The organism is Frigoribacterium sp. CFBP 13729 (assembly GCF_014841875.1).
Classification (GTDB): domain Bacteria; phylum Actinomycetota; class Actinomycetes; order Actinomycetales; family Microbacteriaceae; genus Frigoribacterium.
Genome location: NZ_JACYUR010000001.1, coordinates 946,304 through 958,681 on the forward strand (window position 1 = coordinate 946,304; position 12,378 = coordinate 958,681).

General features: G+C 71.0%; 9 protein-coding genes. 4 read left to right on the forward strand and 5 right to left on the reverse strand.

Annotation, left to right across the window (positions count from 1 at the left end; translation table 11 throughout):
- Positions 1–14 precede the first annotated feature (14 nt).
- Positions 15–1,724 carry a DUF2142 domain-containing protein gene (locus IFT77_RS04225; protein WP_192169283.1) on the reverse strand — a complete coding sequence of 570 codons (1,710 nt, stop codon included), beginning with the start codon at positions 1,722–1,724 and terminating at the stop codon, positions 15–17.
- 210 nt (positions 1,725–1,934) lie between these two features.
- Here IFT77_RS04225 and IFT77_RS04230 point away from each other — a divergent pair, with 210 nt between their 5' ends.
- Together IFT77_RS04230 and IFT77_RS04235 are read left to right on the forward strand one after the other, a co-directional pair.
- Positions 1,935–2,672, forward strand: coding sequence for a glycosyltransferase family 2 protein (locus tag IFT77_RS04230; RefSeq protein WP_123547283.1), 738 nt, complete (start codon positions 1,935–1,937; stop codon positions 2,670–2,672).
- A complete protein-coding gene (locus tag IFT77_RS04235) occupies positions 2,669–3,064 on the forward strand; it encodes a DUF2304 domain-containing protein (RefSeq protein WP_123546526.1) in 396 nt (131 codons plus the stop codon). Before IFT77_RS04230 ends, IFT77_RS04235 begins: the two co-directional genes overlap by 4 nt.
- Positions 3,065–3,101: 37 nt before the next feature.
- Here IFT77_RS04235 and IFT77_RS04240 read toward each other — a convergent pair whose 3' ends face one another.
- The 4 genes from IFT77_RS04240 to IFT77_RS04255 form a co-directional block, all read right to left on the reverse strand.
- On the reverse strand, positions 3,102–3,581 hold the full coding sequence (locus IFT77_RS04240) for a GtrA family protein (RefSeq protein WP_192042059.1): 480 nt from the start codon (positions 3,579–3,581) through the stop codon (positions 3,102–3,104).
- The gene (locus IFT77_RS04245; RefSeq protein WP_192169284.1) at positions 3,578–5,266 is read right to left on the reverse strand and encodes a DUF2142 domain-containing protein; all 1,689 of its coding nucleotides are present in this window, start codon (positions 5,264–5,266) and stop codon (positions 3,578–3,580) included. The genes IFT77_RS04240 and IFT77_RS04245 overlap by 4 nt, the downstream gene beginning before the upstream one ends.
- A 210-nt stretch (positions 5,267–5,476) precedes the next feature.
- Positions 5,477–7,546 (reverse strand): hypothetical protein, encoded by a 2,070-nt coding sequence (locus tag IFT77_RS04250; protein WP_192169285.1) that lies wholly within the window; start codon positions 7,544–7,546, stop codon positions 5,477–5,479.
- 139 nt (positions 7,547–7,685) lie between these two features.
- Positions 7,686–8,723, reverse strand: a complete 1,038-nt coding sequence (locus IFT77_RS04255; protein ID WP_192042062.1) for a glycosyltransferase family 2 protein — start codon at positions 8,721–8,723, stop codon at positions 7,686–7,688.
- A 98-nt stretch (positions 8,724–8,821) separates the two neighbouring features.
- Between IFT77_RS04255 and IFT77_RS04260 the strand changes: the two genes are divergently transcribed.
- On the forward strand, positions 8,822–11,380 hold the full coding sequence (locus IFT77_RS04260; RefSeq protein WP_192042063.1) for a glycosyltransferase: 2,559 nt from the start codon (positions 8,822–8,824) through the stop codon (positions 11,378–11,380).
- A 73-nt stretch (positions 11,381–11,453) separates the two neighbouring features.
- Positions 11,454–12,359 carry an ABC transporter permease gene (locus IFT77_RS04265; protein WP_123547284.1) on the forward strand — a complete coding sequence of 302 codons (906 nt, stop codon included), beginning with the start codon at positions 11,454–11,456 and terminating at the stop codon, positions 12,357–12,359.
- Positions 12,360–12,378 lie beyond the last annotated feature (19 nt).

The following is a 12,378-nucleotide window of genomic DNA, read 5'->3' on the forward strand; positions in this document are numbered from 1 at the left end:
GACCGTCGTCAAGACTAGGGCCGGTCCGCTGCGACGGGGCCGGGGGCGGCTGCGGCACCGGCGGGCACGGGTGCCTCCGCGACCGTGACCGTGCTCCTGCTCTTGCTCCTGCTCGGACCGTCGGCGTCCGTGGTGTCGGACACGGAGCCGTCGCCCCGAGGGCTGTCGGCCCCCGCGGCGAGGACCAGCCACCGCGCGGCGACGGTCGCCACGGCGACGCACGCGAGGAGGAGCACGGCCCAGCCGACCGTGCCGAGCAGAGGCGGGTGCCACGCCGGCTCGGAGAAGACATGGGGCCAGGGAGCCGAGAGCCCGGCGCTGTAGCGACGGAGCGACGTCAGCAAGCACGCCAGCTGCGCGACCCCGGTCACGACGAGGACGCAGGTCGCGAAGCGGCGGACGTCCTCCGCGCGCCTGCGGACCGGCAGGGCGTCGCCCACGGCCCACGCGGCGACGACCACGAGCACGACGACGGCGGGCATCGTGTAGCGCCCCTGCCAGATGTAGCCCGACTCGGCGACGCTCGACGCCTGGACGGCGGCAGGCAGGACGAGGACGGCGAGCGCCGCCGTCCCGACAGCGACGCGTCGTCGGACCGAGTCGCGGAGGAACAGCGCGGCCGCGACGACGAGCCCGAGCAGCACCGAGTACAGGAACACCACGTACCCGGGGGCAGGCGTGTCCAGCCACCCGAAGTTGCCGATCGCCTGCGCCGAGTAGTCGGTCGTCGTCTCGAGCACGTGCACGAAGCCGTCCGCGGGCGTCGTCCCGGCGCCGCCGTACACTCCCACGGCGTCCAGGGAGCCCGACCGCAGCGTCCAGAGGACGGCCGGGACCGTCGAGGCCGTGACGACGAGGACGCTCAGCAGGACGGGAGGGCGCACGACCCGCGAGACGAAGCGCGGGACCCCGACCCCGATCGCCACGACGAGGACCGCGACGCCGAGCCAGAGCGGGGAGAGCCCCCGGGTGTGGACGAGCAGCCCGCCGGACGCCGCGAGCGAGGCCGCGAGCCACCACGACGCCCGTGGACCGGGAGCCGTGCTGGTCACGACCAAGAGGGAGGAGGCGAAGGAGGCGGTGGTCGCGATCTCGAGCGCGTTGGGGTTCACGGACCCCATCAGGAAGTAGGTCATCGGGGTGGAGACGGCGAACACGGCCAGGACGGGGAGCACGGGGCGGGGAAGGCGCGCGAGGGCGGTCACCGCGGCGGCGAGGAAGAACGCGCAGGCGGCCGCGCTCGCGAGCCTCATGAGGAACATCTGCCCCTTGCCCAGCTCGAGCAGCGAAGGCCACCCCACGAGCACGTAGTAGACCGGGTTGTAGAGCCCCGCCGTCGTCGTCGCCGCGACGAGCTTCGTGTCCGACCCGAACGGGAGGAGGCAGTCGGCGGTGACCTCCGAGGCGTGCGACATGCAGATGGTGTTGGCGCTGCCCGCCACCGTCTCCGGGACCTGGACGATCTTGTCCTGGGGGCGTGCGCCCGGAGCGCCGATGAGCTGCCCCCGGACCGTCGACGCCGCCTTGATGATGTGGGACGGCTCGTCCGGACTGGCGCCGATCGGCGTGCTCAGGGCCCAGAGCGCCGCCGTGCCGAAGAAGACGAGGAACGCGACGACGAACAGGGCCACCGGACCGGCCCGGCCGACACGACCGAGGACCTCGGCGTCCGTCCGGGTGCGGGCTCGTCGTCCGGGTCGTCTCGGCTCGGCTGGGGCGTGCACTCGTTCTCCTCGTCGCGGGTGGCCGTGTGGCCCGGGCCTGGGCCTCGGCTCGGGCGAGCGGCGAGGGGCGAGCGCGGCACGCGCGACCAGGACCCGCAGATCATACCTACCTGCACCCTCCCTCCCCGGCCCGCCGCGCTGCAGCTCCCGCTCCCCGGACTCGCGCGCCGCCGTCCGCTCGCCGCGGACCTGCCCGGCTACGATTGAGCAATGCCCACCGCCCTCGAGCAGACCCTCATCGTCATGCCCGCCTACAACGAAGAAGAGGCCGTCGGCGACGTCGTCCGTGAGGTGCTCGCCGCCCTCCCGGGCGTGGCGTGCCTGGTCGTCAGCGACGGGTCCAAGGACCGCACGGTCGAGATGGCCGACCGTGCGGGAGCACGCGTCCTCGAGCTGCCCTTCAACCTCGGCGTCGGCGGCGCGATGCGAGCCGGGTTCCGGTACGCCCTGCGACACGGGTTCCACAACGTCGTGCAGATCGACTCGGACGGGCAGCACAACCCGACCAGCGTGCCCCGCCTGCTCGACGAGCTGGCGGAGCACGACGTCGTCATCGGCGCGCGCTTCGCCGGGGAGGGCGACTACGAGGTGCGGGGGCCGCGGAGGTGGGCCATGCAGTTCCTCAGCGTCAGCCTCAGCCGCATCGCCCGGACGCCGTTGACGGACACCACGTCGGGCTACCGGGGCGCGGGGCCCCGAGCCGTCGAGCTCTTCGCTGAGAACTACCCGGCCGAGTACCTCGGCGACACGGTGGAGTCCCTGGTCATCGCGGCCCGACACGGGCTGTCGATCAAGCAGGTGCCCGTGTCGATGCGGCCACGAGCGGGCGGCGTGGCGTCGCACAACCCGGCGAAGGCAGCCCTGTACCTCGCGAGGGCCGGGCTCGCCCTCGTCGTGGCCCTGATCCGCCCGATCAACGCGACCGCCCGAGAGGTGGCCGCCGCGTGAACGTCACGAGCTACGTCTTCAGCATCGCGGCCAGCCTGCTCGCCGTCGGCGTCGTCGTCGAGAGGCTGCGTCGTCGACGGCTCCGGGAGCGGCACGCCGTCTGGTGGCTGGTCGCCGGTGTCGGCGCGCTCGTCATCAGCGTCTTCCCACAGCTGACCGCGTGGGCGGCCGACCTGGTCGGCGTCGAACAGCCGGCGAACCTCGCCTTCTTCGCCAGCATCGTGATCATCTTCCTGGTCTGCGTCCAGTTCAGCGCGGAGCTCACCGACCTCGAGGACAAGGTGCGGAGCCTCGCCGAGGAATCGGCCATGAACGACCTGCGGCTGCACGACCTCGAGAAGGCCCAGGACGCCGGGTCCCGGACTCACGACGGTCGCCCCGACCTCCCCTGACAGGCGTCGAGGTCGACGCCTGTCAGTCGGGGACGTGTCAACGGGCGGGTGGCGCGTCCTCGTCCTCGTCCACCGTGGTCGACTCGTCGGCCCCACGCGAGCGGGAGCGGTCCGCGAAGACCCAGAACTTGTACGCAGCGTAGTTCCACGTCGTCGTCATCGCCGTCGACACGAACTTGCCCACGACGTATCCCGGGCCCAGCCGGTCGAAGAGCTCGATGACGGCGATCGTGGCCAGGGAGTTCACGAGGACGAGGACCCCGTACTTCCAGAGCGAGTGCCAGGAGGAGCGGCTCGACCGGAAGGTCAGGAACCGCTGGAGGGCGTAGCTGACCAGCAGCCCGGCCCAGAAGGCGACCGCCCCGGCCACCCCGAGGGGCCACCCGAGGACGTCCCGGCCGACGATCAGCAGGCCGAGGTCGACGACGAACGCGAGGCCGCCGACGACGAGGTACACGAACGGCCCGTACAGCCGCCCGCTCCGGAAGTCCGCGAACCGGGCCGCGAGGCCCGTCACGGACGGGTCCCGACGGGGTCCTGTCCGGACGGACTGTCCGGTGTGGTCCGTCGACGGCCCCCGGCCTCCCCCACGGGCTCATGGCGCTCACCCTGCTCGTTCACCAGCTCGGGAGCCTCGACGTCGCCCGCGTCGCCGGACCCGTCCCCACACGACGACAGGACGGCCTGGCGCCGACTCAGCGCGAGGACGACGAGGAACGCGACGCCGAGCACGAGGCAGCCCGCCGCGATGAGCCCCGTCCACACGGAGGTGGACAGCACCGGGGGGCGCCACGCCGGCGTCTCGAGGAGGGCGACCCAGGAGGCGGAGAGACCGACCGCGTTCCTGCGCAGGAAGGTCATCAACGCGACGAAGGCCGCCGCGGAGTGCACGACGACGACGAGCAGGACGACGCGTCGACGCAGGGTCGAGGAGAGACGGTCGAACGACGGGGCGAGCGCCACCGCGGCCACCAGGACGAGGAGGACGTAGACCGGCAGGTTGTAACGGCCCTGCCAGACGTAGCCGGACCGCGTCACGGACGCCGCCTGCACCAGCGCGGGGATGAGGACGTAGCTCGCGAGCGAGAGCAGCACGGCAGCCTTGACCCGGCCGGAGGTCGGGACCAGCACGGCGGCGAGCACGAGACCCCCCACCCCGACGAAGTAGGCGAAGACCACGTACGACGGCACCGGGGTGTCGAGCCAGCCGAACTTGCCGATGAGCTCCTGCCCGAAGTCGAACGTCCTCTCGAGCATGCGGACCAGTCCGCCCTGGAAGCTCGTGCCCGCACCCGGGTAGAGGCCCACCGCGCCCAGGGACCCGGACTTGAGGGTCCAGATGACGGCGAGGACGGACGAGACGGCCACGGCGAGGACCGCGGCGAGGACCTGAGGTCGTCGGACGTGCTCCCAGAAGGCACGCCAGCCGACGAGCACGGCGGCGACGACGACGATCACGGCCAGCCAGAGCGGGGAGAGCCCTCGTGCGTGCACGAGCAGTCCGCCGGAGAGGGCGAGCAGGAGGCCCTGTCCCCAGCCCACCGGGCGTCCGCTGAGGAGGCCCGAGACGAGCGTCGCGGCGAAGGCGGCCGCGGTCGCCGCCTCGAAGGCGTTCGGGTTGACGACGCCGCTCAGGAAGTACGTCGTCGGCGTCAACGCCCCGAAGGCCGCGAGCACCGGGAGCACCGGACGCGGCAGCCGTGACAGCGAGGCGACGGCCGCGGCGAAGAACACGGAGCACACGAGGGCGCTGACCAGGCGCATCGCGTAGAGCGAGGCCTTGCTGCCGTCCAGGACGAGGGTCGGCCATCCCACGAGCACGTAGTAGACGGGGTTGTAGAGACCCGCGCTGGTGGGCTCCTCGACGATGGCGTCCGCATCGCTCGGGAACCCGGGAGCACAGTCCGCGGTGACCTCGGGCTGGAACCTGGCGCAGTCGGCCTCCGCCGAGTAGGCGACGCCGGCGGGCACGTCGACGTCGCGGATCTGCGGCAGCCCGTCCGTCACGTCGCCCAGGAGCTCCCCGCGGACGACCGACGCGGCCTTGATCAGGTGCGCCGGCTCGTCGGGGCTCGCGCTCAGCGGGGTGGTGACCGCCCAGAGGGCGCTCACGCAGCCGAACCCGACCAGGGCGGCCAGGAAGACGGCGAGCCAGCGGCGGGTGGAGCCCGCCACGGCGAGGCGGTTGGTCGTGGGTCTCATGGGTGGTCCTCTTCGGGGTCGTGCTCGTCCCGGGCGCGGTCCGTGGCCTGCACGCAGGCGATCGACGACGGGCACCCCGGGAGAGGACGAGAAGAGCTCCGCGTCCCCGTAGAGCCTAGGCGAGGGGCGCAGGCAGGGAGCGGAGGCCGCCGTGGCGCGCCCTCGCGGATCGGAGCCGAGGCTGCCCGCCGCGAGGGCGCCACGCTGCGATCAGGGGACGGTGACGGTCCGGCAGGTGAGCTGCGGGTTGACGCCGCCCCGGGTGTCGATGGCGTAGACGCAGACGTCCTGGACTCCGGAGGGGGCCGCGACGACGGCCTCGAAGCCGTGGGCTGCCCCGGCACCGGGGAAGATCCGGGCGATGTCCGAGCGCGACGTGTTCGCGGTCAGGGCCGTGCCGCGAGCGCCGACGTAGACGTGGACGGCCATCGAGGTGGCGGGCTCGTCGGGGTCGAGCGCCCAGCCCGAGACCGCGACGCCGGACGAGGTCGCTCGCACGACGTCGACCGCGCCGACCGGCGGCCTGTTCTCCACGACCACGGTCTTGCACCCGAGCACGGTGGTGGCCCCGGCTCCGACGTTGATGGCATAGGCGCATACCTCGTGCCGTCCCGGGGTCGCGGCCACCTGGGAGGACCACCCGTGGGCGGCACCGTAGCCCGGGTGGATGCGTCCGATGTCGCTGCGGGGCACGTCGGCCTTGACCGCGCGGCCCACACCGTCCACGTAGACGTGGACGTCCACGGCGTCGCGCGTGTCAGGGTCGAGGGCCCATCCCGAGGCGGCGATGCGCCCGTCGCTCGCCTGCGCGGCGTCGAAGGCGCCGACGGGCGAGCCCGCCATCACCGTGACGGTCCGGCACTCGAACAACCGGTTCTGACCCGCACCGGTGTTGATGCCGTAGATGCAGACCTGGTGGTCGCCGGGCCCGGCCACGAACGAGGCCGAGTAGCCGTGAGCCGCTCCCTGACCGGGGTAGGCGCGTGCCACGTCGGCACGGGACCGGTCGGCGACGAGCGCGCGGCCGACCCCGTCGACGTACACGTGCACCGGGATGCTCGCGGTCGTGTTCCAGTCGAAGGCCCAGCCGCTGACCTCGAGGCCGCCGGGCGCCGCCCTGACCGCCTCGACGGTCCCGACCGGAGACGGGTCACGGACGTCGACCGTCCGACAGCCGAGCTGAGGCGTGTTGCCCACGCCGTTGCCGATGGCGTAGACGCAGACCTGCTGGGGTCCCGGCGAGGCCGGGAGCGTGACCGAGAACCCGTGACGGCTCCCCGACCCGGGGAACGTGGCCGCGACGTCAGGGCGGTCGAAGGCCGCAGTCACGGGGGTGCCGACGGCTCCGACGTACACGTGCACCGGGATGGAGGCGCTCGTCGTCCGGTCGAGGGCCCACCCGGACACGCTCACCGTGCCCACGCCGGCGGTGACCGCCTCGACGTTGCCGGTGGCGGTGACGACCGTGCCCGTGGGCGAGCCGAACCACGAGTTGAAGTACACCCAGAAGTTCCGGTTGCCGTAGGCGGAGCAGGCGTCGCCGGTGCCGCTCAGGTTCGCCAGCGCCGCCGCGTTGGGCGTGTACGGCGTGTAGTAGTAGAGGTTCGCGGTCGCCTGGTTCCGGACGAACACCGTCTTGGAGCCGCAGGCGGCCGACGGGTTGTACTGGATGGTCCGGTTGGCGCCCGGAGCGTACTGCTGGAAGTAGTTGCTCGTGCCCGCCGGGTTCGCGTAGCGCTTGAACTGCCACGCGGCACGGTAGATCTGGTTGTACACGCCGGCGTAGGTGGGGTCGCAGCCGCCGTTCGCCGAGTCGGGGCAGGCGTAGCCCATCGCCCTCTCGACGCGCGCGTCCGAGGGACCCCGGGCAGCGGAGCCGGAGATGAGGCCCTGCTCCTTCTGCAGCGTGACGAGGAGGACCTGGGGGTTGATGCCGCACGCAGCGCCGACCTTGGCGATGATGCGCGCGACGGACTCGGAGCCGGCGCCCTGGTACGTGCCGCACATGGCGTCCGCACCCCGCGTGGCCGTGTCCGTCCGCTTGACGTTCATGCAGTTCGTGTTCGTGCAGGAACCGATCTGGGCGTCGAGGAACTGCTGGATCTGCCCCTCGTTCATGGCGCCGCCGTTGAAGAAGACCTGGTCGGACACGATGTAGCCGGGATCGAAGTCCGCCCCTGACAGAGCCTGCGCGGGTTCTGGAGCAGCGGCCAGGCCGACCCCGACGAGGACGGAGGCGGCCAGGGCCGCCGATGTGACGAGTGCGGTGAGTCTTCTCACGAGGCGCCTCCCTGTGGCGTCGACGGGTCTGGCCGCACGGTCGTGCGTCGCCGATGGCGCCGGAGGTGACCCGGAGCGTCGGCAGACCCTCGAGGAGCCTAGGCGACGACGCTCCCGGGGTGCATCCCCTTCTCGGGGGTCACCGGGCGAGGCAGCACCGCTCGACCCGGAGGCGGTCGGCCCGCGTCGCTCCGTCCCGTCGACGGTGGGCGAGGGCCGTCGAGACGAGCCGAGGCAGCTGGCCCGCCAGGCGGGCCCACTGCCCCCGCGTCAGGTGCGAGGGGCCGAGCGGCGCCAGGTCCAGGGCGGCCCGGGCGGCCGCCCGGACCAGCACACGGACGACCATGCTCGCTGACCCGTTGCGCAGCACCACGGCGACGCGGTTCCGCATGCTCTGGTACTTGATGAGCGCGCTGCCGCTGCTCGAGCTCCCCGCGTGCCGGTGGACGGCGACGGCGAGCGGCTCGGCGACGACGTCCCATCCCGCGAGCCTGAGCCGCCAGGACACGTCGAGGTCCTCGTAGTACATGAAGAGCGAGGCGTCGAAGCCGCCCACCTGGTCGAGGGCGTCCCGCCGCACGAAGCAGGCGCCGCCGGAGAAGCCGAAGAGCGGTTCCGGCCAGCCCGGATCGGACGCGACGGGCTCGAGCCAGCCCCTGTCGAAGCCGTTGCCCCACACGTCGACCGCGACGCCCTCTCCGTTGAGGAGGCGGACCGCTCCCCGGGTGTCGCTCCGGGCCCAGCGACGGCCGTCCCTCGCCGTCAGGACGTCGGCCTCGGCACCCGCACCCGCACCCGCCGGGACGAACGCCCCCTCGAGCTCGACGCGTGCGGCCACCGCCGCCGTGCCCCGCCCCGCCTCCGTCAGCGTCCGCAGGCCTCGCGCGAGGAAGTCGGGCCCGGCCACGGCGTCGTTGTTGAGCAGGACGACGACGTCGCCCGTCGACGCCTCGACGCCGGCCTGGACCCCGCCGGCGAATCCCGTGTTCGTGGCCAGGGGCACGACGACCACCGCGGGGAACTCCCGGCGGTACGCGGCGACCTCCGCATCGTCGGCCTCGTTGACGACCAGGACGAGGTCGACGGACTCGGTGTCGCTCTGCTCCGCCAGGGAGGAGAGGCACCGGCGCGTCAGCTCCGGGCGCCTCCAGTCGATGATGACAACGCTCGCTCGCACGCGACCATCCTGCCAGCCCCGGGTGCCGGGATCGACATGGTTATAGTTGGGGCTGCCCTCGGGCACCCCGACCGGCCGATCACTTGGGAGCACACGTCTTGACCGTCACCACCACCGGCACCGTCTCAGTCGTCATCATCAACTACCGAGGCACCGACGACACGCTCGAGTGCGTCGCTCAGCTCAACGAGGTCGACTGGCCCGCGAAGCAGCTCGAGATCGTCGTGGTCGAGAACGGCTCGGGCGACGACAGCGAGGCTCGCCTCCGGGCCGCCCTGGGCGACCAGGCGAACGTCAAGCTGGTCGTGTCGGACGAGAACCTCGGCTTCACCGGCGGCAGCAACCTCGGTGCCCGGACCGCGACCGGCGACTTCGTCGCGTTCCTCAACAACGACGCGAAGCCCCACCGCGACTGGATCCGGGAGGGCATCGCCGCGTTCTCCGCCAGCCCCCGCATCGGCGCGGTGGCGAGCAAGGTGCTCGACTGGGACGGCAAGGCGATCGACTTCGTCGAGTCGGGCCTGTCGTGGTTCGGCATGGGCTACAAGAACCACACCAACGAGCAGGACGACGGACGCTTCGACGAGCAGCGCGACCTGCTGTTCGGCACGGGGTCCGCCCTGTTCGTGCGACGCGCGCTCTTCCTCGACATCGGCGGCTTCGACGAGGACATGTTCATGTTCTACGACGACGTCGACCTCGGGTGGCGCCTGAACCTCTACGGGTACCGCGTGCGCTTCGCTCCCGACTCGATCGTCTACCACAAGCACCACGGCTCGATGAAGAGCTTCGGTGAGCACCGCGAGATGTACCTCCTCGAGCGCAACGCGCTCCACATGCTCTACAAGAACCTCTCCGAGGACAGCCTCGGCACCCTCCTCCCGGCCGCGTTCGCCCTGCTCGCCCGGCGTGCCGTCGCGAAGGGGAAGCTCGACTCGGAGTCCTACGACCTCCGTCGCTTCACCGGCGCCGCCGACGAGCACGACGAGACGACGCCCGTGCACAAGGACACCGTCGCGGGACTGTTCGCCCTCGACCAGTTCGTCGCTGACCTCCCCAAGCTGAAGAAGCGCCGGGACGAGATCCAGTCCCGCCGGGTCAAGACCGACAAAGAGGTGTTCCGCCTCTTCGGCAACATCTTCCACCCCCTCTTCGGCGACGACTACTTCCTCGAGGGCTTCACGAAGATCCAGGACGCGTTCGGGGTCAACCGCCCGATGATGCGCAAGCGGGTCCTCGTCATCACCGGCGACGCGCTCGGCGAGAAGATGGCCGGGCCGGGCATGCGCGCCTGGAAGATCTCGGAGGCGCTGGCCGAGCACAACGACGTCCGGCTCGTGACCTGGAACGTCGCGAACCGTGCGTCCGAGACCTTCGAGGTCGAGCGGGTCCGACTGCAGGACGAACGAGCCATGAAGGTCCACGAGGAGTGGGCCGACGTCATCTTCTTCCAGGGCTTCGCCCTCCGGCACTTCCTCACCCTGCAGAAGTCCAACAAGGTGATGGTCGTCGACCTGTACGACCCCATGCACCTCGAGCAGCTCGAACAGGGCCGGGAGATGGGCGACGCCGCGTGGCGCAACCAGGTCCTGGTCACGACCGAGGTCGTCAACGAGCAGCTCCAGCGGGGCGACTACTTCCTCTGCGCCTCGGAGCGGCAGCGCCTGTTCTGGATGGGTCAGCTCGCCGCGGTCGGACGCATCAACCCGGACACCTACGCCGCCGACGAGAATCTGCGGGACCTCATCTCCATCGCTCCCTTCGGCATGGACAGCACGCCGCCGCAGCACACCCGCAAGGCGATCCGCGGTGTGGTCCCCGGCATCGGCGACGACGACAAGGTCGTCATCTGGGGCGGCGGCATCTACAACTGGTTCGACACCCCGACCCTGGTGAGGGCCATCGGCGTGCTCGCCGAGCGGCGCCCCAACGTGCGCCTGTTCTTCCTGGGCGTGGCCCACCCGAACCCGGACGTGCCCGAGATGGCCATCGTCTCGAAGACCCGTGAGATCTCCGAGCAGCTCGGCCTCACCGGCAAGAACGTCTTCTTCAACGAGAACTGGGTCGCGCTGGACGACCGGCAGAACTACCTGCTCGAGGCCGACGCGGGCGTGAGCACGCACTTCGACCACGTCGAGACCACGTTCTCGTTCCGCACCCGGATCCTCGACTACATGTGGGCGAACCTTCCCATCGTCACGACCCGGGGCGACAGCTTCGGCGACCTCGTGGCTGCTGAGGGGCTGGGGGTGGCCGTGACCGAGCGCGACGTCGACGGCCTCGCCGATGCCCTCGAGTCCATGCTCTTCGACGAGGTGGCCATCGCCGCAGCCAAGGAGAACGTCGCCCGGGTCGCCGCCGACTTCACCTGGGAGAAGGCCCTCGCTCCGCTCATCCAGTTCTGCCACGACCCGCACGTCGCCCCGGACCGGGCCCACGTCGCCGCCGATGCAGGCCGTCACTCCGGCGGCGTCGTCGTGCCCTCGATCGAGAAGTCCCCGGAGCAGCGGTTCCACGAGATCGCCAACAGCCGTCACGGTGTCCGGCGGGACGTCCTCCTGGCCCGTCACTACCTCACCTCCGGGGGTGTCGGAGAGCTCCGCGGCAAGGTCGTCACCCGCCTGAACACCATCCGGGACAGCAAGAACGGTCGATGACCGTTCGCTCCTCGCCGATCCCCGAAGATCAGCGAGGTATAGTTCCCTGTTCTCCGACAAGCGAGGTATGACCATGAGCAGCACCGTCAGCGAGAGGTTCGCGCGACTCCGCGACGAGCCGATGATCCCGGCCGGACGCCCCGCCGGCGGGACCTGGGGCTCGGTCCGAGAGGTGTTCCAGCAGCGACAGCTGCTCGACCTCCTGATCCGACGCGACCTCAAGTCGCGCTACAAGGACAGTGCACTCGGCTTCGCGTGGACCCTCATCAGGCCCCTCGTCCAGCTCGGCATCTACTGGCTCATCCTCGGCCAGATCCTGGGATCGGCGCGAGCCATCCCCGAGTTCGCGATCTACATCTTCGCCGGGCTCACCCTCTACGGGCTCTTCAGCGAGATCGTCTCCGGCGCCACGGGCTCCGTGGTGGCCAACGCCGGTCTCCTGAAGAAGGTCTACGTCCCCCGCGAGATCTACCCTCTGTCGGCCGTCGGCGGGGCGTTGTTCAACTTCGGGATCCAGCTGGTCATCCTGCTGATCGCGACGCTGGCTTTCCGGTCGTTCCCCACGTTCGAGAACCTCATGTTCTTCCTCCCCGCGACGCTGGTCATCCTCGTCTGGGGAACGGCCCTGGGCATCCTCCTCTCGGCCCTCAACGTGTACCTGCGTGACATGGCCTACCTCGTCGAGGTGCTGATGATGCTCCTCATGTGGGCCTCCCCCATCGTCTACTCGTGGCAGATGGTGTTCTCGCGTGCCACGGACGGCCCCTGGGAGTGGGTCCTCCCGATCTACACCAACAACCCCATCACCCTGGGGATCCTCGGCTTCCACCGCGCCTTCTGGACTGCTGGCGGGCCCGAGCAGTACCCCGACCACCTCATGCTGCGCATGGGCATCGCGATCCTCGTCGGCCTCGTCGCCCTGTTCTTCTGCCAGCGAGTGTTCGCTCGCCTGCAGGGCAACTTCGCGCAGGAGATCTGAGTCGTGCACCGAGAAAGGC

What these genes read in the sequence shown, in the direction of transcription:
- IFT77_RS04230 (WP_123547283.1), top strand. Translation starts at nt 1,935, where the DNA reads ATGCCCACCGCCCTCGAGCAGACCCTCATCGTCATGCCCGCCTACAAC.
- IFT77_RS04245 (WP_192169284.1), bottom strand. Translation starts at nt 5,266, where the DNA reads ATGAGACCCACGACCAACCGCCTCGCCGTGGCGGGCTCCACCCGCCGC.
- IFT77_RS04265 (WP_123547284.1), top strand. Translation starts at nt 11,454, where the DNA reads ATGAGCAGCACCGTCAGCGAGAGGTTCGCGCGACTCCGCGACGAGCCG.